Raw genomic sequence first — 21,242 nt, forward strand, 5'->3', positions numbered from 1 at the left:
AATGAAAAGGACTTTCTCGTCCTTCGGTGTGGCGCTATGGATAGCGTTCACGGCACCGATGGCTGCAGCTGTGCCCAACCGCGTGGACCTGATCCAGTTACCGCCTCCCGGCAGCGCGGTGTCCGGTGCCTATAGCGGTGACAAATTGAACCTCAACTTCCAGGACATCGGGCTGCGCGCTGCCTTGCAGCAGATCGCCGACGTGGCAGGCCTCAATCTGGTGGTCGGCGATGACGTGCAGGGCTCTATCACCCTACGGCTCAAAGGTGTGCCCTGGGATCAGGCGCTGGACCTGGTGCTGCAAACCAAGGGCTTGGATAAGCGGATAAAGGCTGGCGTCCTGCTGGTGGCGCCTGCCGAGGAGTTGGCCGCGCGCGAACTGCTGACGCTGGAATCGCGCAAGCAGATGGCTGACCTGGCGCCGCTGCGCCGTGAGCTACTGCAAGTCAATTACGCCAAGGCGGCCGACCTGGCCAAGCTGTTTCAGTCGGTGAGCGGCTTTGAAGGCACGACCGATGAGCGTGGTTCAGTGGCGGTGGATGACCGCACCAATAACATCATTGCCTACCAGACTGGCGAGCGCCTGGAAGAGTTGCGACGGATCGTTGCGCAACTGGATGTGCCGGTGCGCCAGGTGATGATCGAAGCACGGATCGTCGAGGCCAACGTCGACTACGACAAAAACCTGGGCGCGCGTTGGGGTGGGCGGCTCAATCGAGGGAATTGGGCGGCTGGTGGTATCCAGAAACCTTTGCCGGACGGCGCCCAGGCGCCGGAAAACGTGCCCAGCTCGCCATTTGTCGACCTGGGTTCGCTCACGGGAACGTCGGGCCTGGGGATCGCCTTCATCACCGATAACCTCCTGCTGGACCTGGAACTGACCGCCATGGAGAAAACCGGCAATGGCGAAATCGTTTCGCAGCCCAAGGTGGTCACTTCCGACAAGGAAACCGCGCGCATTCTAAAGGGCACCGAAATTCCCTATCAGGAATCCACCTCCCAAGGGGCCACGTCGGTGTCGTTCAAGGAGGCTTCCCTGTCATTGGAGGTCACGCCGCAAATCACCCCCGATGACCATGTGATCATGGTGGTCAAGGTCACCAAGGATGAGCCCGACTATCTCAATAAACTCAACGACGTACCGCCGATCAAGAAAAACGAGGTGAATGCCAAGGTGCTGGTCAAGGATGGCGAGACCATCGTCATCGGCGGGGTTTTCTCCAATACTCAAAGCAAAGTGGTAGATAAAGTGCCATTTTTGGGCGATGTGCCGTATCTTGGCCGCCTTTTCCGGCGTGATGTGCTGGCGGAGAAAAAATCCGAGCTGCTGGTATTCCTGACTCCGCGTATTATGAATAACCAGGCGATTGCTGTGAGTCGTTGATTCTGTGCGAAATTTGATTCTTGTAGGACCGATGGGGGCTGGAAAAAGCACCATCGGCCGATTGCTGGCCAAAGAGCTGCGCCTGCCATTCAAAGATTCCGACAAGGAAATTGAATTGCGCACGGGTGCCAATATCCCATGGATCTTCGATAAGGAAGGCGAGCTGGGCTTTCGCGACCGCGAGCAGGCGATGATTGCCGAGCTGTGCGGTTGCGATGGCGTGGTATTGGCCACCGGTGGTGGCGCGGTGATGCGCGATGAAAATCGGCGGGCGCTGCATGCCGGTGGTCGGGTGGTCTATCTGCATGCGTCGGTCGAGCAGCAGGTGGGTCGTACCGCCCGCGATCGCAATCGTCCTTTGCTGCGCACGGCGAACCCGGAAAAAACCTTGCGGGACCTGCTCGCGCTGCGCGATCCGCTGTATCGGGAAATCGCCGATCTGGTGGTGGAAACCGATGAACGGCCGCCTCGGATGGTGGTTCTCGACATTCTTGAGCGCCTGCAACGGCTGCCACCCCGTTAAAGCCAGGCCCGAAATGCGCTATTCTCGGCGGCGCGCTATCACCCTGCGGGGTGTGGCGTAGAGCCATCAGGCGGCGTCAGATATCGACGTTACCGGTCGTCAATACATCTTCAACGCGGGGACACATGCAGACACTTAAGGTCGATCTAGGCGAGCGCAGCTACCCGATCCATATTGGCGAAGGTCTGCTGGACCAGCCTGAATTGCTGGCACCGCATATTGCCGGGCGGCAAGTGGCAATCATCTCCAATGAAACGGTCGCGCCACTGTATCTTGAGCGTCTGAGCCGCAGCCTGGCGGCGTACTCAGTGATCTCCGTGATATTGCCCGATGGCGAAGCCCACAAAAACTGGGAAACCCTGCAACTGATCTTTGATGGCCTGCTGACCGCACGCCATGACCGCCGAACCACCGTGATTGCCCTGGGCGGCGGTGTGATCGGCGACATGGCCGGCTTTGCAGCAGCCTGTTACCAGCGCGGCGTGGACTTTATCCAGGTGCCGACCACCCTGTTGTCCCAGGTCGATTCGTCGGTGGGCGGCAAGACCGGCATCAACCACCCGCTGGGCAAGAACATGGTCGGCGCGTTCTACCAGCCCCAGGCCGTGCTGATCGACACCGCAACCCTCAACACCTTGCCACCGCGCGAACTGTCGGCGGGGCTGGCGGAAGTCATCAAGTACGGGTTGATCTGCGACGAACCCTTCCTGACCTGGCTGGAAGAGCATGTGGACGCCCTGCGCGCACTCGACCAGGTGGCGCTCACCGAGGCGATTTCCCGCTCCTGCGCCGCCAAGGCGTTGGTGGTGAATGCCGACGAACGGGAGTCCGGTGTACGGGCCACCTTGAACCTGGGCCACACCTTCGGCCATGCGATCGAAACGCACATGGGCTATGGTGTGTGGTTGCATGGGGAGGCCGTAGCGGCTGGCACAGTGATGGCGTTGGAAATGTCGCAACGCCTGGGTTGGATCAGCGCCCAGGAGCGGGATCGCGGTATCCGCCTGTTCCAGCGTGCCGGTTTGCCGGTTATCCCGCCGGAAGAGATGACCGAGGCGGACTTCCTCGAACATATGGCAATAGACAAGAAAGTGATCGACGGTCGACTGCGACTGGTGCTGTTGCGCCATATGGGCGAAGCGGTAGTGACCGACGATTATCCGAAAGAGATTTTACAGGCCACGCTGGGAGCGGATTACCGCGCCCTGGCTCAGCTGAAAGGTTAATAAGATCCCGATGACTAGTTTGCATGCCGACGAGGCGTTCCTCGGCCATTACCAGTTAAGCCACGACCCTTTTGCTCCACGGGTGCCTGGTTTCAAATTTTTCCCGGCCCAGCGCAAGCCGGTGCTGGGGCAACTGCACCATCTCGCGCGCTACAGCCAACTGCTGCTGGTCGTCACGGGCCCGCTGGGCAGCGGCAAGACCTTGCTGCGCCAGGCCCTGGTGGCCAGCACCAACAAACAGTCCGTACAGAGCGTGGTGGTGTCTGCCCGTGGTGCCGGTGATGCGGCGGGCGTGCTGCGCCAGGTAGCCCAGGCGCTGGATGTCGCCACTGCCGAGCCGAATGCGATCCTCAAGCAGGTGGTGCAACTGGGTCTGACCGGCCAGGAAGTCTACCTGCTGGTGGATGACGCCGAGCAGCTCGACGAATCCGCCCTGGAAGCGCTGCTGGCGCTGGCAGCGGGCACGCCGGAAGGTCGCCCCCATGTGTTCCTGTTCGGTGAATCGTCGTTGATCGCCGATCTGGAGCAGATCAGCGGTGATCAGGAGCTGTTCCACGTCATCGAACTGCAGCCGTACGAAGAGGAAGAAACTCGCGAATACCTGGCCCAGCGCCTCGAAGGCGCAGGGCAGGGCATCGAACTTTTCTCCGCTGCGCAGATCTCTGATATTCACGAAAGCTCCGACGGCTGGCCTGGCACCATCAACCAGGTCGCCCGCGATGCCATGATCGAAGCCATGATTGCCAGCCGCTCTGCGGTCAAGCGTCCAAAGATGGGGTTCACTATGCCTAAGAAGCACGTATTGGCAATTTCCGCCGTTGTCGTGGTTGCTGTTGCCGCCGCCTGGTTGATTCCGGGTCGCAGCAAGGCACCGACCACCGCCGGTGCGCCAACCGAACAGGCGCAGTTGCCACTGGGCAAGCCCACGCCGAATGTCGAGTTCGCCAATTCCGGTCAGCCGACCAACCTGCCGATGGTGGGCCAGCCGGTGATGCGCGGCCCGCTCGCCGAAGAAGCCGGTGGTATCTCCGAAGGCGACGACGGCGTGCCGGTGGAAGGCTCCAGTGCCACACCGCCGACCGTGACGACTACTGCGCCACCTGCCGGCGTCCCCGCAGGTACGCCAGCAACTCCTGTTGCGCCAGCCGCCAAGCCGACCCCGGCACCGACCGTTGCCACCGCCAAGCCTGCGGCGCCAGTGGCGAAGCCGGCTCCGGCGCCAGCCGCCAAGCCGGCTGAAAAACCAGTCGCCACCGTTGCCAAGGCTGGCGCTGCCGGCAGCAGCTGGTATAGCAGCCAGCCCACCGGCAACTTCGTCGTGCAGATCCTCGGCACCAGCTCCGAAGCCAACGCTCAGGCGTTCGTGAAAGAGCAGGGCGGCGAATACCGTTATTTCAAGAAAGTGCTCAACGGCAAGCCTCTCTACGTGATCACCTACGGCAGCTTCCCAAGCCGTGCCGCAGCTGATTCCGCCATCAAAGCCTTGCCAGCGAAGGTTCAGGCTGGTAAACCTTGGCCTCGCACTGTCGCCAGCGTCCAACAAGAACTGGCAGCAACTCGCTGAAGATCCGGCGGCCTTACCCAGGCCGCCCTCCCGGCACCTCAAAAAAGATCGCAAGGCGTGCAGCCCCTCCAGGCCGCGCGCTTTGTGGTGTCTGCGTTACAGTAGCTTTTGAGTCGTAGCGGTCAGAATTAAAAAAGTTTTGACTAGCACAGCATATCGCTTTAAACCTTTCATAAATGCGACATAGATTTGCGACATTTCGTCGCTAAATTTGTGAGCGTCTGTGTCGGTGTGTACAATGACCTCCCTTTTGCCCCCGCTAAGTCGGCGTACGTTCGGCGTGGAAGGTAACCGGTTGAATTGAAAAGAAATTTGCCTCGATATAAGAGGCAGCCTGGTGAGAAAGTGTCTATGAAAGCAGGTCTGTACCAACCCGATGAATTCAAGGATAACTGCGGTTTCGGCCTGATAGCCCATATGCAGGGCGAGCCCAGTCATACCCTTTTGCAAACGGCCATCGAGGCCCTGACCTGCATGACCCACCGCGGTGGGATCAACGCCGACGGCAAGACCGGTGACGGTTGCGGCTTGCTGATTCAAAAGCCCGACCAGTTCCTGCGCGCAGTCGCCAAAGAGCATTTCGCTGTCGACCTGCCCAAGCAGTACGCCGTGGGCATGGTGTTTTTCAACCAGGACCCGGTTAAAGCCGAAGCCGCTCGCGAGAACATGAACCGCGAGATCGTCGCTGCCGGCCTGCAACTGGTCGGCTGGCGCAAAGTGCCGATCGACACCAGCGTGCTCGGCCGCCTGGCTCTGGAGCGCCTGCCGCAGATCGAACAAGTGTTCATCGCAGGCGACGGCCTGAGCGACCAGGATATGGCGATCAAGCTGTTCACGTCCCGTCGTCGCTCGTCCGTGTCCAACGCGGCGGATGTCGACCACTACATCTGCAGCTTCTCCCACAAGACCATCATTTATAAAGGCCTGATGATGCCGGCGGACTTGACCGCCTTCTATCCAGACCTGAGTGATGAGCGCCTGCAAACCGCAATCTGCGTGTTCCACCAGCGCTTCTCCACCAACACCCTGCCGAAATGGCCGCTGGCCCAGCCATTCCGTTTCCTCGCCCACAACGGCGAGATCAACACCATCACCGGCAACCGCAACTGGGCCGTGGCCCGTCGCACCAAGTTCGCCAACGATCTGATGGACCTCGAAGAGCTCGGCCCGTTGGTCAACCGCGTGGGTTCCGACTCCTCGAGCATGGACAACATGCTCGAACTGATGGTCACCGGCGGCATCGACCTGTTCCGTGGCGTGCGCATGATCATTCCGCCTGCGTGGCAGAACGTCGAGACCATGGACCCCGATCTGCGGGCGTTCTATGAGTACAACTCGATGCATATGGAACCGTGGGACGGCCCGGCCGGCGTGGTCATGACCGACGGTCGCTACGCGGTGTGCCTGCTCGACCGTAACGGTCTGCGCCCGGCACGTTGGGTCACCACCACCAACGGTTTCATTACCCTGGCGTCGGAAATCGGCGTGTGGGACTACAAGCCTGAAGACGTGATTGCCAAGGGCCGTGTAGGCCCTGGCCAGATCCTCGCCGTGGACACCGAAACCGGGCAGATCCTCGACACCGATGCGATCGACAACCGCTTGAAGTCCCGTCACCCGTACAAGCAATGGCTGCGCAAGAACGCCCTGCGCATCCAGGCGACCATGGAAGACAACGACCACGGTTCGGCTTTCTACGACATCGACCAACTCAAGCAGTACATGAAGATGTACCAGGTCACGTTCGAAGAGCGCGACCAGGTGCTGCGTCCACTCGGCGAGCAAGGCTACGAGGCCGTCGGTTCCATGGGCGACGACACGCCGATGGCCGTGCTGTCCCAGCGCGTGCGTACGCCGTACGACTATTTCCGCCAGCAGTTCGCCCAGGTGACCAACCCACCGATCGACCCGCTGCGCGAAGCCATCGTGATGTCCCTGGAAGTCTGCCTCGGTGCCGAGCGCAACATCTTCCAGGAGTCGCCTGAGCATGCCTCCCGCGTGATCCTCAGCTCGCCGGTCGTGTCTCCGGCCAAGTGGCGTTCGCTGATGACCCTGGAGCGCCCGGGTTTCGACCGCCAGATCATCGACCTGAACTACGACGAGAGCCTCGGCCTTGAAGCCGCTGTGCGCAACGTCGCCGACCAGGCCGAAGAAGCCGTGCGCGCCGGTCGTACCCAGATCGTGCTGACCGACCGTCATATCGCTCCAGGCAAGTTGCCGATCCACGCTTCGCTGGCCACCGGCGCGGTGCATCACCGCCTGACCGAAAAAGGCCTGCGCTGCGATTCCAACATTCTCGTGGAAACGGCCACCGCCCGCGACCCGCACCACTTTGCGGTGTTGATCGGCTTCGGCGCCTCGGCGGTGTACCCGTTCCTCGCCTATGAAGTGCTGGGTGACCTGATCCGTACCGGTGAAGTACTGGGCGACCTCTACGAGGTGTTCAAGAACTACCGCAAGGGCATCACCAAAGGCCTGCTGAAGATCCTGTCGAAGATGGGCATCTCCACCGTCACCTCCTACCGTGGCGCGCAGCTGTTCGAAGCCATCGGCCTGTCGGAAGAAGTTTGCGAGCTAAGCTTCCGTGGCGTGCCGAGCCGCATCAAGGGTGCGCGTTTCGTCGACATCGAAGCCGAACAGAAAGCCCTGGCCGCCGAAGCCTGGAGCGCGCGCAAGCCGATCCAGCAAGGTGGCCTGCTCAAGTTCGTGCACGGTGGCGAATATCACGCCTACAACCCGGACGTGGTGAGCACCCTGCAAGCCGCCGTGCAGCAGGGCGATTACGCCAAGTTCAAGGAATACACCGCGCTGGTGGATAACCGCCCGGTGTCGATGATCCGTGACCTGTTCAAGGTGAAGACCCTGGACACGCCGTTGGCCATCAGCGAAATCGAACCGCTGGAATCGATCCTCAAGCGCTTCGACTCTGCCGGTATTTCCCTGGGCGCCTTGTCGCCTGAGGCCCACGAAGCCCTGGCCGAAGCCATGAACCGCCTGGGTGCGCGTTCCAACTCCGGCGAAGGCGGTGAAGACCCGGCGCGCTACGGCACCATCAAGAGCTCGAAAATCAAGCAGGTTGCCACTGGCCGTTTCGGCGTGACCCCGGAATACCTGGTCAACGCCGAAGTGCTGCAGATCAAGGTTGCCCAGGGCGCCAAGCCCGGTGAGGGCGGCCAGCTGCCGGGCGGCAAGGTCAACGGTCTGATCGCTAAGCTGCGTTATGCGGTACCCGGCGTGACCCTGATTTCGCCACCGCCGCACCACGACATCTACTCGATTGAAGATTTGTCGCAGCTGATTTTCGACCTGAAACAGGTCAACCCGCAGGCCCTGGTCTCGGTGAAACTGGTAGCAGAAGCGGGCGTGGGCACCATCGCCGCCGGCGTGGCCAAGGCCTATGCCGACCTGATCACCATCTCCGGTTACGACGGCGGCACTGGCGCATCGCCGCTGACCTCGATCAAGTACGCCGGCGCGCCGTGGGAACTGGGCCTGGCGGAAACCCACCAGACTTTGCGCGGCAACGACCTGCGCGGCAAAGTGCGGGTGCAGACCGACGGCGGCCTGAAGACCGGCCTCGACGTGATCAAGGCCGCCATCCTCGGCGCCGAGAGCTTCGGTTTCGGCACCGCGCCGATGATCGCCCTGGGCTGCAAATACCTGCGCATCTGCCACCTGAACAACTGCGCCACCGGCGTCGCCACTCAGAACGAGAAGCTGCGCAAGGATCACTACATCGGCACCGTCGACATGGTGGTGAATTTCTTCACCTACGTCGCCGAAGAAACCCGTGAGTGGCTGGCCAAGCTGGGCGTGCGTTCGTTGGAAGAGCTGATCGGTCGCACCGATCTGCTGGACATCCTCGAAGGCCAGACCGCCAAGCAACAGCACCTGGACCTGACGCCGTTGTTGGGCAGCGATCACATCCCGGCAGACAAGCCACAATTCTGCCAGGTGGATCGCAACCCGCCGTTCGACAAAGGCCTGCTGGCCGAGAAAATGGTCGAAATGGCCGGTTCCTCGATCAACGACGCCAGCGGTGGCGAATTCGCCCTGGATATCTGCAACTGCGACCGTTCAATCGGCGCACGCATCTCCGGCGAAATCGCACGCAAGCACGGCAACCAGGGCATGGCGAAGGCGCCAGTCACCTTCCGCTTCAAGGGCACTGCGGGCCAGAGCTTCGGCGTCTGGAACGCCGGCGGCCTGCACATGTACCTGGAAGGCGACGCCAACGACTACGTAGGCAAGGGCATGACCGGCGGCAAGCTGGTCATCGTTCCGCCTAAAGGCAGCGTCTACAAGACCCAGGACAGTGCCATCATCGGCAACACCTGCTTGTACGGCGCCACCGGTGGCAAGCTGTTCGCCGCGGGTACTGCCGGTGAGCGTTTCGCCGTGCGTAACTCCGGTGCCCACACCGTGGTGGAAGGCACTGGCGATCACTGCTGCGAGTACATGACCGGGGGCTTTGTCGCGGTACTGGGCAAGACCGGTTACAACTTCGGTTCGGGCATGACCGGCGGTTTCGCCTACGTGCTCGACCAGGACAACACCTTCGTCGACCGGGTCAACCACGAGTTGGTCGAGATCCAGCGGATCAGCGGCGAAGCCATGGAATCCTACCGGAACCACTTGCAGCACGTGCTGGACGAGTACGTCGAGGAGACCGGCAGCGAATGGGGTCGTAACCTCGCCGAAAACCTCGATGATTACCTGCGTCGTTTCTGGCTGGTCAAGCCCAAGGCTGCCAACCTGAAATCGTTGCTTTCCAGCATCCGTGCCAACCCGCAGTGATATGCGCCTGAAGAGTTTGATGAGGTTTTAACATGGCTGAACGTCTGAATAACGACTTCCAGTTCATCGATGTCGGGCGCAAAGATCCGAAGAAGAAACTGTTGCGTCAACGCAAGAAAGAGTTCGTGGAAATCTACGAGCCCTTCAAACCCCAGCACTCGGCCGACCAGGCCCACCGCTGCCTGGGTTGCGGTAACCCGTATTGCGAATGGAAGTGCCCGGTGCACAACTTCATTCCCAACTGGCTCAAGCTGGTGGCCGAGGGCAACATCCTCGCCGCCGCCGAGCTGTCGCACCAGACCAACACCCTGCCGGAAGTCTGCGGCCGGGTGTGCCCGCAGGACCGTCTGTGCGAGGGCGCGTGCACCCTTAACGACGGCTTCGGCGCGGTGACCATCGGTTCGGTGGAGAAGTACATCACCGACACCGCGTTCGCCATGGGCTGGCGTCCGGACATGTCCAAGGTCAAGCCGACCGGCAAGCGTGTGGCGATCATCGGTGCGGGCCCGGCGGGCCTGGGCTGTGCCGACGTGCTGGTGCGTGGTGGCGTGACCCCGGTGGTGTTCGACAAGAACCCGGAAATCGGCGGCCTGCTGACCTTCGGCATCCCCGAGTTCAAGCTGGAAAAAACCGTACTGAGCAACCGTCGTGAAGTGTTCACCGGCATGGGCATCGAGTTCCGCCTGAACACCGAAATCGGCAAAGACGTGACCATGGAGCAACTGCTCGCCGAATACGATGCCGTGTTCATGGGCATGGGCACCTACACCTACATGAAGGGTGGCTTTGCCGGTGAAGACCTGCCGGGCGTGTATGACGCGCTGGATTTCCTGATTGCCAACGTCAACCGCAACCTGGGCTTTGAAAAGTCGCCGGAAGATTTCGTCGACATGAAAGGCAAGAAGGTCGTGGTACTCGGCGGTGGCGACACCGCGATGGACTGCAACCGTACCTCGATCCGCCAGGGCGCCAAGTCGGTGACCTGTGCGTATCGTCGTGACGAAGCCAACATGCCCGGTTCGCGCAAAGAGGTGAAGAACGCCAAGGAAGAAGGCGTGAAGTTCCTCTACAACCGCCAGCCGATCGCCATCGTTGGCGAAGACCGCGTCGAAGGCGTGAAGGTGGTCGAGACCCGTCTCGGCGAACCGGACGCCCGTGGCCGTCGCAGCCCCGAGCCGATCCCGGGCTCCGAAGAGATCATCCCGGCCGACGCCGTGGTCATCGCCTTCGGTTTCCGTCCAAGCCCGGCGCCGTGGTTCGAGCAGTTCGAGATCCAGACCGACAGCCAGGGCCGTGTCGTGGCCCCGGAACAAGGCCAGTACAAGCACCAGACCAGCAACCCGAAAATCTTCGCCGGTGGCGACATGGTGCGCGGCTCTGACCTGGTGGTGACGGCGATCTTCGAAGGCCGCAATGCCGCCGAAGGGATCCTGGACTACCTGAACGTTTAACCCTGATCCCAGGTTGAAATGGGATCAAAATGTGGGAGGGGGCTTGCCCCCGATAGCGGTGGTTCAGTGACAGATTCTGAGACTGACACACTGCAATCGGGGGCAAGCCCCCTCCCACATTTGATTTGCGCAGGTTCAAGATATTGTCGTAAATCAACCCGATAGACAAAAGGCACCGCTCTTGCCGTGCCTTTTGCGTCGCGCTCTGAGAAAATGCCCGCACTTTTTTTGCGGATGCCGACATGACTGCCCTCAAGAACGACCGTTTCCTTCGTGCCCTGCTCAAGCAACCCGTGGACGTCACCCCTGTGTGGATGATGCGTCAAGCCGGTCGCTACCTGCCGGAATACCGCGCCAGTCGCGCCCACGCCGGCGACTTCATGAGCCTGTGCATGAACCCGGAGTTCGCCTGCGAAGTCACGATGCAGCCACTGGACCGCTACCCGCAACTGGACGCGGCCATCCTCTTCTCCGACATCCTCACCATCCCTGACGCCATGGGCCAAGGCCTGTACTTCGAGACCGGAGAAGGCCCGCGTTTCAAGAAAGTCGTCAGCACCCTGGCCGATATCGAAGCCCTGCCGATCCCCGATCCACACAAAGACCTCGGCTACGTGATGGACGCCGTGAGCACCATCCGCCGCGAGCTTAACGGCCGCGTGCCGCTGATCGGCTTCTCCGGCAGCCCATGGACCCTGGCCACCTACATGGTCGAAGGCGGCTCGTCGAAAGACTTCCGCAAGACCAAGGCCATGCTCTACGACAACCCGCAGGCCATGCACCTGTTGCTGGACAAGCTGGCCCAGTCGGTCACGTCCTACCTCAACGGCCAGATCATGGCCGGTGCGCAAGCCGTACAGATCTTCGATACCTGGGGCGGCAACCTGTCGGCGGCGGCTTACCAGGAGTTCTCCCTGGCCTACATGCGCAAGATCGTCAGCGGCCTGATCCGTGAACACGAAGGCCGTAAAGTGCCGGTCATCATGTTCACCAAGGGCGGTGGCCTGTGGCTGGAAAGCATCGCCGATGCTGGCGCAGATGCATTGGGCCTGGACTGGACCTGTGACATTGGCGACGCCCGTCGTCGTGTCGGTGACAAGGTCGCGCTGCAAGGCAACATGGACCCGACCGTGCTGTACGCAAAGCCGGAAGCGATCCGCACCGAAGTCGGTCGCATCCTGGCCAGCTACGGCAAAGGCAGCGGCCACGTGTTCAACCTCGGCCATGGCATCACTCCGGAAGTGAACCCGGAGCATGCCGGCGCGTTCCTGCGTGCGGTGCATGAGTTGTCGGCGCAGTATCACGAGTAATTGCAGCCCAATAAAAAACGCCCGGCTTATGCCGGGCGTTTTTGTTTGAGGTCAACGGATGAAGCGCAAGCCTGTTGCGAAAAAACCGCTATGAAGCGGTTTTTCCAGCAGTACTTCAAGCTGCTGTTCGCCCCAACGGTGGCAACTTCGCCAGCTTCAACGCCACCAGCAACGCACCTATCAACAGCGCCACGATAAACGCGCCGATGCCGTTCCATCCACCGAAGTGCCAGAAGAACCCGCCCGCGGTGCCGGCGATGCTCGATCCCACGTAATAGCAAAACAGATACAGCGACGACGCCTGCCCCTTGGCTTTCACTGCGCGGCGCCCGATCCAGCTGCTGGCCACCGAGTGGGCGCCAAAGAAGCCGAAGGTGAAGATCAGCATGCCCGGCACCACCAGCCACAGCGGGGTGAACAGAGTCAGGGCCATGCCGGCGAGCATCAGCACAATGGTGGCCCACAGCACGCGGCGGCGGCCGAGGCGGTCGGCCAGGGAGCCGATTTTCGCCGAGCTGTAGATGCCCGAGAGGTACACCAGCGACAGCAGGCCCACCACGGCCTGGCTCAGATCGTACGGGTCCGCCAGCAGGCGATAGCCGATGTAGTTGAACATCGTCACGAACGCGCCCATCAGCAGGAAGGCTTCAAGGAACAGCCACGGCAGGCCGGCGTCCTTGAAGTGCATGACGAAGCCATCTACCAGGCTGCGCGGCTTGAGGCTGCTGGCGCGGAAGTTGCGCGATTCGGGGAGGATCTTCCAGAACACCGTGGCGGCAATCAGCGCCAGGGCGCCGATGATCAGCATTGCGGTGTGCCAGCTGACGAAGTCGATCAGTACGCCGATGATCAGGCGCCCGCTCATGCCCCCGATGGCATTGCCGCCGATGTACAGGCCCATGGCCAGGCCGATGTGCTGGGGGTGGATCTCTTCGCTCAGGTAAGTCATCGCCACGGCAGCCAGGCCGCTCAGGGACAGGCCCACCAGCGCACGCATCAGCAGGATCCCTTCCCAGGACGGCATCAAGCCGCTCGCGATGGTTGCCAGTGCGGCGCAGAACAACGCGGCGACCATCACCGGCTTGCGCCCCAGGGTGTCGGAAATCGGCCCGGTAATCAGTAGGCCCAGCGCCAGCATCGCCGTGGACACGGACAGGATCAGACTGCTCTGCGCCGCATTGATCGAGAACTCGTGGGACAGTGCCGGCATCATCGGCTGCACGCAATACAGCAGGGCGAACGTGGCGAAACCGCCGGAGAACAATGCCAGCACCGTGCGCATGAACATCGGCGTGCCTTTTTCGATATACGCGTCGTTGAGCTGGGCCACCACCTCATCCAGTGCGGTGGGTGGGACTTCTTGAGCGTATGGGGCGACAGCAGATTTCACGGGGACCTCGGGGAGGAAGGGCGTGCCAGGACCGGCAATGTGAAAAAGAATATAGCTGGCTAATGATTCTTTCCAATATATTGTTCGACCTGTTTGATAGCTTTTACGACCTAATGAGGCTGGCATGGAATTACGTCATCTGCGGTACTTCATCGCCGTTGCCGAAGAGCTGCACTTCGGCCGCGCCGCGCAGGTGCTGGGCATCTCGCAACCGCCGCTGAGCCAGCAGATCCAGGCGCTGGAGCAGGAGGTGGGGGCTCGCTTATTCGAGCGTACCAATCGTCGGGTCGAACTGAGCGAGGCCGGGCGCCTGTTCCTGCACGAGGCACGGCTGGTAATGGCCCAGGTCGACAAGGCGGCGGATGTGGCTCGCCGCGCGCAATTGGGGGAGCTGGGCGAGTTGAAGATCGGCTTCACCTCGTCGGCGCCGTTCAACTCCAGCATCCCGCAGGCGATCTTTGCGTTTCGCCAGGCCTTCCCGGCCGTGCACCTGAACCTGCAGGAAATGAGCAGCACCGAAGTGGCCGAATCGCTGGTGGATGAGTCGATTCAGGTTGGGCTGATGCGCCCGTTGCCGCTGCCGGACTCGTTGAGTGTGATCGAGCTGATGCGTGAACCGCTGGTCGCTGTCCTGAATGCCGGCCACCCATTGGTGCAAGGCACTGAGCGCGGGCTGCCCCTGGCGCAGCTGGCGCAAGAGCCATTCGTATTTTTCCCGCGCACTTACGGCAGTGGTCTTTATGCGCAGTTGCTCAGTCTGTGTCGTGACGCCGGCTTCAGCCCGCACTTCGCCCAGGAAGCGGGGGAGGCGATGACCATTATCGGTTTGGTGGCGGCGGGCTTGGGCGTGTCGGTGTTGCCGGCGTCCTATCAACGGATACGGATCGATGGCGTGGTCTATCGCACCTTGCTGGATCAGGAGGCGGTGACGGCGGTATGGCTGGTGCAGCGCAAAGGCGCACAAACGCCGATGGCGAAGGCGTTTGTGGAGTTGTTGACGCGTAGGGCGGTGCAATAATTCACCGTGAACGGGCTCTCTGTGGCAAGCCCGCTCGCCACAGAGGTTGTGCCTGGCTTTGGTTTTACTTTGAGGTGCCCGTCTGCTCGAACAACTGCGCCGCCGACCCTGCCTCACCACTCACGCCATTGCTGCGCAATCCCGCCATGATGTCGCTGTCCAGATTGTTCACCCAACGGTTGTAGTTACGATGGATCTTGCCGTCCTTGTAGCCCAGCTGGCGGCTGTCGCGGTAGGTGATGGCGTAGCTGTTGCGGGTGTAGCGGATGTCGATGGCCGCGTAGTACTGGTTGCGCACGGTGATTTCGGCCTGTACCAGTTGCGGGCTCAGGCGTTGCACTGTCCAATCGCGTTTTTGCAGGGCGTTGACGATCACCTTTTTCATTTTCTCTTCGCTGACCTGGGCATCGGCCGGTAGGTCGTGCTGGGTGTTGAGGATCGGTTTGCTGGTACAGCCGGCGGTGGTCAGCAGGGCCAGGGTGATCAGCGTAGCGCGTAGCAAGGAAGACATTCCGTATTCTCCAATCGATTAAAAAGTCAGGACCAGCGGCGGAAGATCAGCGACGTATTAACGCCGCCAAAGGCAAAGTTGTTGTTCATCACGTAGTCGTGGTGCATCTCGCGAAATTCACCCTGCAGGTAATCCAGCACGCCGCATTGCGGGTCGACGGAATCCAGGTTGAAGGTGTGCACGTACTGGTCGCGGTTCATCATCTCGATGCTGAACCATGACTCCAGCGCCCCGCACGCACCCAAGGTGTGGCCGAGGAAGCTTTTCTGCGAGCTGATCGGCATGCGGCTGCCGAACAGGCTGCTGGTGGCCTGGGTTTCGGCGATGTCGCCCTGGTCGGTGGCGGTGCCGTGGCCGTTGACGTAGCCGATGGCGACAGGCTCCAGGCCCGCATCTTCCAGGGCCAGTTCCATGGCGCGGCGCATGGTTTTCTGTTCCGGGCGGGTGGTGTGCTGGCCGTCGGCATTGCTGCCAAAGCCGACGATCTCGGCATGGATATGCGCACCCCGCGCCAGTGCGTGTTCCAGCTCTTCGAGCACCAGCATGCCGCCGCCTTCGCCGATCACCAGGCCATCGCGACCGCTGTCGTAGGGGCGGGGGCTGGTCTGCGGTGCATCGTTCTTCAGGCTGGTGGCGTAGAGCGCATCAAACACCATGGCTTCGGTGGGGCACAGCTCCTCGGCGCCGCCGGCGAGCATCAACGGCAGGCGACCGAACTTGATCGCCTCATAGGCGTAGCCGATGCCCTGGCTGCCGCTGGTGCAGGCGCTGGACGTGGGGATCAGCCGCCCGGTGAGGCCAAAGAAAATGCTGATATTCGCCGCCGTGGTGTGCGGCATCATGCGTACATAGGAGTTGGCATTCAGCCCCTCGGCCACCGAGTTCAGCAGCATATTGCCGAACGCCTTGATCTCGTCGGTGCTGCCGGTGGATGAGCCGCAAGCGACGCCCATGCGCCCATCCTTGATCGATTCATCACCCAGTAACCCGGCATCCTTTAACGCCTGCTCCGCCGCCCACACCGCCAGGCGCGAGACGCGGCCCATGCTGCGCAGCTGCTTGCGCGTCCAGTGGGCGGGCACGACGAAATCATCGATCGGCCCGGCCAGGCGCGTGTTCAATTCGGTAAAGCGATCCCACTCGTCCATGCGCCGGATGCCGCTGCGGTTGGCGCGAAAGTTGGCGGCGATGGTGTCCCAGTCGCTGCCCAGGGAGGTCATGCCGGCCATGCCGGTGACGACGACGCGTTTCATCAGCACAGGCCTCCATTCACGGCCAGGACCTGGCGCGTGATATAGCCGGCTTCGGCCGACATCAGGAAATTCACCGCACTGGCGACTTCTTCCGGGGTGCCCATGCGTTGCGCCGGGATCATCTTCATCAGTTCTTCCACCGGTACGTTTTCATCCAGCATGGCGGTGTCGATCAAGCCGGGTGCGACGCAGTTGACGGTGATCTTGCGCTTGCCCAGCTCGATGGCCAACGCCTTGGCCGCACCGATCAGGCCGGCCTTGGAGGCGCTGTAGTTGACTTGGCCACGGTTGCCGATCAGTCCCGAGACCGAGGTGATGCAGACGATACGCCCGGCCGCGCGACGCCGAATCATTGGCATCATCACCGGGTGCAGCACGTTGTAGAAACCATCGAGGTTGGTGCGCATCACCAAGTCCCAATCGTCTTCCGACAAGGCCGGGAAGGCGCCGTCGCGGGTCAGGCCGGCGTTGAGCACCACGCCGTAATAAGCGCCGTGTTGCTCCACGTCGGCTTCAAGGATTTCCTTGCACGCGGCGCGGTCGGCCACATCGAATTGCAGCACCCGCGCCTGGCGGCCCAAGGCTTCGATCTCGAGCTGTACCGCGCAGGCTTCGGCCCGACCACTGCGGCAATGCAGCACGATGTCATGCCCAGCCTGGGCCAGGCGCAGGGCAATGGCGCGGCCGATGCCACGGCTGGAGCCGGTGACCAGTACGGGTTCAGTCATGGCGTTTCGTCCTTCGAGTCATCTAAATAGTTGGCCGCCTGGGGCGGTCGAAATACGTTCAGGCGCGCGCTGGCCTGGATACCGTCACCGCTCAAGTGGCATTCGAACACACCCATGCCGTTGTCGTCTTCCAGGGAGCGCAGGCCGTGGATGTTCAACTCGGCGCCGGCCGGGAAGTGTTCCACGTTGCACTCGAACTTGCGTGTGCCGAGCAGGAAGCCCAGTTCCACCTCTTCACCCTTTTGACGGGCGCGACAGCCGGCGTAGGCGGCGACGCTTTGTGCCATCAGCTCGATACCGACCCAGGCCGGCAGGCTGCCGTCAGGGCGATTGAACAGGCCGCCCGGCTTGACGGTGAGGCGGGTGTGGATCTGCTCTTCAGCGAACGACAGCACCTGGTCGATCAGGATCATGTCGCCCGCGTGGGGCAGCAGTTCGGCGAGTGGCCAATCGGTCATGGGGCGGCTCCGATTATCAGGCTGACGTTGTTACCGCCGAAGGCAAACGAGTTGCTCATCAGGCAGGGTTTATCCAGGGTTTCGCCGCTGAGAGCCCATTGCAAGGCGGGCAGCGTGGGGTCGGCCTGGCCGTCCCACACATGGGGCGGCACCCGGCCGTGAGCCAGGCTCAGCCAACAGAACGCGGCTTCCAGCGCACCGGCCGCGCCCAGGGTGTGGCCGCTCATGGGTTTGGTCGACGAGCAGGCCACGCCTTTGGGGAACAGGCTGGCGACGGCCAGGCTTTCCATGGCGTCGTTGTGTTGGGTGGCGGTGCCGTGCAGGTTCAGGTAGCCGATCTGCTCGGGCGCAAGCTTCGCGCTGGCCAGCGCCTTGCGCATCGCTTGCAACGCGCCTTTGCCGGTGGGTTCCGGCGCGGAGATATGGTGCGCATCGCTACTTGCACCGCTGCCCAGCAGGGCAATGGGCGCAGGGGCTTTGCTCATCACAAACAGCACCGCCGCTTCACCGATATTGATGCCGTTGCGGTTCACCGAAAATGGATTGCAGCGCTCGTTGGACACTGCTTCCAACGCGCTGAAGCCGTTGAGGGTCAACTTGCACAGGCTGTCCACGCCGCCGCAGATCACCGCATCGCATACCCCCAGGTCGAGCAGGCGCTGGGCGCTCATCAGCGCGCGGGCGCTGGACGTACAGGCGGTGGAGATCACATAGGCCGGGCCGCTCAGTTGCAGCCAGTCGGCGAGGAAATTCGCCGGCGCGCTGAGTTCCTGTTGCTGGTAGTCATAGTCGCCGGGGAAGTGCTTGTCGCGTAAATACTGGGCGATGCCGCGGCTGGCTTCATCGATGCCCGAGGTGCTGGTGCCCAGCACAATGCCGACCCGTGAGGCGCCGTAGGTGTGGATGGCCTGGCGAATCTCGCTTTCGATCTGCAACGCCGCTTCCAGCAGCAACTGATTGTTGCGGCTGCTCTGCTGGCCGAGCTCCACCGGGATAATCGCCAGCTCGCCGTGCACACCCGCCACCGGCAATACGCGCTCCGGCACCCAGCCACTTTCAGCGCGCATGCCTGAGCAATCACCGGCAAACAGGCTGCGGCTGACTTCAGCCGGGTTCCGACCGAGGGCGCAGATCACGCCGAGGGCGTTGAGGTAGGCGGTCATCGGGCGGCACCGAGTGGCGTAATACGGTAGCTCAGGGGCTGGCCTGCCATGTTCACGCTGAACACCTCTGAGGATTGATAGACGATTTGCCAATGGCCCGGCAGGGTGCGCGTGAGGCCCATCGCCTGGGCGCCGGGATAGAGTGCGCGCACCTCATCCGCCGAGCTCAAGGCAAACAACAGGGCGGCAAACAGCTCACGCGCCTGAGGATTGGGCGGCAGCAGACCATCGGCCTGCCACTGGCCATCGATCAGTTTTTGCCGAGCCTGGGGGATGCCCAGCGGGTCCATCATCGACCAGCGAATGCCAGCGCCTTCGCGTTGGATCACCAGCAGCCAGTCCTGGCTCTGGCCGCCTTCCAGGCGCTGCACATGCAATTGCAGCGGCAGGGTCAGGGCCGGGGTTTTTTCAGGCAGCGGCGGCTGGCTGGCGCAGGCACTCAGCAGCAACAGGCAACCCATCAACAGCAGGCGGATCATGGTGTGGTGCTCGCCAGGGGTTTGCGCGCCACGCAGTTGACCAGGGTTTCTTCGCGTTGGCCCACCGGCGGCGCCTTGCGCAACCCCCAGCGTTCCAACAGGCCGAAGTCGCTGGAGCGGCTCCACCACAGGTACGGGTACGAGATGTTCTGCGGGCCGAAGGTGAAGCCTTGCTCGCGGAGCATCTCCAGGTATTCTTCGGCGCTTTTTTGCACGTGCATCGGGTGGCGGAACAGCCAGCGGATCACCCAGGTGTCGATATAGGCTTCGGTGGATTCGGCAAACAACAGGTAACCGCCAGGCTTGAGCACCCGATAGAACTCGCTCAACGCACGTTGCTGTTCGACCAGATGATGGAAGGTCTGGTGACAGAACAGGATGTCGACACTGGCATCCGGCACGTCGAGGGTGGCGCAGTCACTGCCGATCAGCTCGACGTCCAGGCCTTGGCGAGCGGCTTCCTGGCGGCTCAGTTCCAGGCTGTGCGGGTCGGCATCCAGGCCGATCAGGCGTGAAGGCGCAAACACCTGCTGCAGCAACTTGAAGGATTTGCCCTGGCCGCAACCGGCGTCCAGCAACACCGGGGCCTCGGGCAGGGGTTCGCTGAAGCGGCTGCGCAAGTCATTGATCGCCACGCGCAACACATGGTGCTGCCACGTGTGGCTGCGTAGGAACCAGAAGCCGAACTTGGTTTCCTCAACATAGTTCTTACTTAAGTACCGACTGCTCACGCGGGATCCCCTGCACAAATTTCCGACAACATCCGCAACCGCCGCTTGGGCTCACTGACGAACGGGTTGCGCTCGTCCCACGCATAGCCAGCGAGGATCGAGCTGATCATCCGGCGAATTTCCGGTGAGCTGCCGGCGTGGAAAATCACATCCTGGAACGTACCGGCGTACCAGCCTTCGACGTAGCAGCGGAAGGTGTCGACACCGCGCTTGAGCGGCTCGGCAAACTCGGTTTGCCAGTCTACGGTCTCGCCTTTGAGCTGACGATGCAGCACGCCAGCGGCCATGCTCGCCGAACGCATGGCGATGGTCACGCCGGAGGAGAACACCGGGTCGAGGAATTCCGCCGCATTGCCCAGCAGCGCAAAGCCCGGGCCGTGCAGGGTTTTGACGTTGGCCGAGTAGCCGCCGATGGTGCGCGCTGGCGTGTCCCATACGGCGTTATGCAGCACGCCGGACAAGCTCGGGGTTTCGTCGATAAAGCCGCGCAGGCAGGCGTCGAGGTCAGCGTCGCGACCGTCGAAATGCTCCTTGGCCGCAACCACGCCCACCGAGCAGCGACCGTTGCTGAACGGGATGGTCCAGAACCAGATGTCGCGCTTCGTAGGGTGTGTGGTTATCAGGATCTTGGTGCGGTCGAAGCCTGGGTGTTCGATGCGGTCTTCAACGTGGGTGAACACTGCCTGGCGCAGCGGGAAATTCGACGGCGCCTCCAGGTCGAGCAGGCGCGGCAGCACACGGCCGTAGCCGCTGGCATCGAGCACGAACTTGGCCTTGATGTGGTACTCGCTGCCGTTCTCGCGGCGCACATGCAGGTAGCGACACTCACCGGAGAAATCCACGCCGACGATGGTTTCGCCGTAGCGGATGTCGACGCCTTGCTGGGCTGCCTGATCGGCCAGCAACTTGTCGAACTCGCCGCGCTGCACCTGGAAGGTGGTCGGTTTGCCGTTGCTGAAGGTGTCACCGAAATCAAATGCGCTGTAACGCTCGCCCCAGGCAAACGCGGCACCGTTTTTTACCTGGAAACCCGCGGCCTGCACGGCGTCGAGCATGCCGGCTTCTTCGATGAAATCGATGCAGTGCGACAGCAGGCTTTCGCCGATCGAGAAGCGCGGGAAATGCTGGCGCTCGATGATCAATACATCATGCCCTTTGCGCTTCAACAGCGCGGCGGCAATCGCGCCGGATGGCCCGGCACCAATCACCACCACCTGGCGACGTTCCATTTCAACTATGGGCACGAGGGCTCCTTG

At 62.0% G+C, this 21,242-nt stretch carries 16 protein-coding genes and 1 pseudogene; 8 read left to right on the forward strand and 9 right to left on the reverse strand.

Annotated elements, in window-relative coordinates; genetic code table 11:
• Window positions 1–127: 127 nt before the first annotated feature.
• The 7 genes and pseudogenes from ACHPFG_RS02980 to hemE form a co-directional block, all read left to right on the forward strand.
• Window positions 128–1,384, forward strand: a pseudogene (locus ACHPFG_RS02980) (type IV pilus secretin PilQ); the annotation flags it as partial.
• A gap of 4 nt (window positions 1,385–1,388) precedes the next feature.
• Window positions 1,389–1,907 (forward strand): shikimate kinase AroK, encoded by a 519-nt coding sequence (gene aroK, locus ACHPFG_RS02985; protein WP_003171222.1) that lies wholly within the window; start codon window positions 1,389–1,391, stop codon window positions 1,905–1,907.
• A gap of 125 nt (window positions 1,908–2,032) precedes the next feature.
• On the forward strand, window positions 2,033–3,133 hold the full coding sequence (aroB, locus tag ACHPFG_RS02990) for a 3-dehydroquinate synthase (RefSeq protein ID WP_122673881.1): 1,101 nt from the start codon (window positions 2,033–2,035) through the stop codon (window positions 3,131–3,133).
• Window positions 3,134–3,143: 10 nt separating this feature from the next.
• Complete coding sequence (locus tag ACHPFG_RS02995; RefSeq protein WP_131696860.1) at window positions 3,144–4,697, forward strand: SPOR domain-containing protein; 1,554 nt, start codon at window positions 3,144–3,146, stop codon at window positions 4,695–4,697.
• 351 nt (window positions 4,698–5,048) lie between these two features.
• Window positions 5,049–9,494: a glutamate synthase large subunit gene (gene gltB, locus ACHPFG_RS03000; RefSeq protein ID WP_431701567.1), complete on the forward strand. Its 4,446-nt coding sequence runs from the start codon at window positions 5,049–5,051 to the stop codon at window positions 9,492–9,494.
• 32 nt (window positions 9,495–9,526) lie between these two features.
• Window positions 9,527–10,945: an FAD-dependent oxidoreductase gene (locus ACHPFG_RS03005; RefSeq protein ID WP_092489391.1), complete on the forward strand. Its 1,419-nt coding sequence runs from the start codon at window positions 9,527–9,529 to the stop codon at window positions 10,943–10,945.
• 242 nt (window positions 10,946–11,187) lie between these two features.
• Window positions 11,188–12,255 (forward strand): uroporphyrinogen decarboxylase, encoded by a 1,068-nt coding sequence (gene hemE, locus ACHPFG_RS03010; protein ID WP_131696858.1) that lies wholly within the window; start codon window positions 11,188–11,190, stop codon window positions 12,253–12,255.
• Window positions 12,256–12,370: 115 nt separating this feature from the next.
• Here hemE and ACHPFG_RS03015 read toward each other — a convergent pair whose 3' ends face one another.
• Window positions 12,371–13,597: an MFS transporter gene (locus ACHPFG_RS03015; protein WP_431703435.1), complete on the reverse strand. Its 1,227-nt coding sequence runs from the start codon at window positions 13,595–13,597 to the stop codon at window positions 12,371–12,373.
• 172 nt (window positions 13,598–13,769) lie between these two features.
• Between ACHPFG_RS03015 and ACHPFG_RS03020 the strand changes: the two genes are divergently transcribed.
• Window positions 13,770–14,663 carry a LysR substrate-binding domain-containing protein gene (locus ACHPFG_RS03020; RefSeq protein ID WP_431701568.1) on the forward strand — a complete coding sequence of 298 codons (894 nt, stop codon included), beginning with the start codon at window positions 13,770–13,772 and terminating at the stop codon, window positions 14,661–14,663.
• A gap of 64 nt (window positions 14,664–14,727) precedes the next feature.
• On the opposite strand, the gene ACHPFG_RS03025 is transcribed toward ACHPFG_RS03020, so the two are convergent.
• From ACHPFG_RS03025 to ACHPFG_RS03060, 8 genes are read right to left on the reverse strand one after another with little or no spacing between them, the layout of a single operon-like run.
• Window positions 14,728–15,174: a hypothetical protein gene (locus ACHPFG_RS03025; protein ID WP_431701569.1), complete on the reverse strand. Its 447-nt coding sequence runs from the start codon at window positions 15,172–15,174 to the stop codon at window positions 14,728–14,730.
• 26 nt (window positions 15,175–15,200) lie between these two features.
• Window positions 15,201–16,427, reverse strand: coding sequence for a beta-ketoacyl-ACP synthase (locus tag ACHPFG_RS03030; RefSeq protein WP_431701570.1), 1,227 nt, complete (start codon window positions 16,425–16,427; stop codon window positions 15,201–15,203).
• Window positions 16,427–17,155, reverse strand: coding sequence for a 3-oxoacyl-ACP reductase FabG (gene fabG / locus ACHPFG_RS03035; RefSeq protein ID WP_431701571.1), 729 nt, complete (start codon window positions 17,153–17,155; stop codon window positions 16,427–16,429). Before fabG ends, ACHPFG_RS03030 begins: the two co-directional genes overlap by 1 nt.
• Complete coding sequence (locus ACHPFG_RS03040; protein ID WP_431701572.1) at window positions 17,152–17,613, reverse strand: 3-hydroxylacyl-ACP dehydratase; 462 nt, start codon at window positions 17,611–17,613, stop codon at window positions 17,152–17,154. Before ACHPFG_RS03040 ends, fabG begins: the two co-directional genes overlap by 4 nt.
• Window positions 17,610–18,776: a beta-ketoacyl-[acyl-carrier-protein] synthase family protein gene (locus ACHPFG_RS03045; RefSeq protein ID WP_431701573.1), complete on the reverse strand. Its 1,167-nt coding sequence runs from the start codon at window positions 18,774–18,776 to the stop codon at window positions 17,610–17,612. The genes ACHPFG_RS03040 and ACHPFG_RS03045 overlap by 4 nt, the downstream gene beginning before the upstream one ends.
• On the reverse strand, window positions 18,773–19,255 hold the full coding sequence (locus ACHPFG_RS03050) for a hypothetical protein (protein ID WP_131696850.1): 483 nt from the start codon (window positions 19,253–19,255) through the stop codon (window positions 18,773–18,775). Before ACHPFG_RS03050 ends, ACHPFG_RS03045 begins: the two co-directional genes overlap by 4 nt.
• Window positions 19,252–19,986, reverse strand: a complete 735-nt coding sequence (locus ACHPFG_RS03055; protein ID WP_259244935.1) for a class I SAM-dependent methyltransferase — start codon at window positions 19,984–19,986, stop codon at window positions 19,252–19,254. Before ACHPFG_RS03055 ends, ACHPFG_RS03050 begins: the two co-directional genes overlap by 4 nt.
• Complete coding sequence (locus ACHPFG_RS03060; RefSeq protein WP_339451423.1) at window positions 19,983–21,230, reverse strand: NAD(P)/FAD-dependent oxidoreductase; 1,248 nt, start codon at window positions 21,228–21,230, stop codon at window positions 19,983–19,985. The genes ACHPFG_RS03055 and ACHPFG_RS03060 overlap by 4 nt, the downstream gene beginning before the upstream one ends.
• Between the last annotated feature and the right edge of the window lie 12 nt (window positions 21,231–21,242).

The organism is Pseudomonas sp. BR20 (genome assembly GCF_050780135.1).
Taxonomy (GTDB): Bacteria; Pseudomonadota; Gammaproteobacteria; order Pseudomonadales; family Pseudomonadaceae; genus Aquipseudomonas.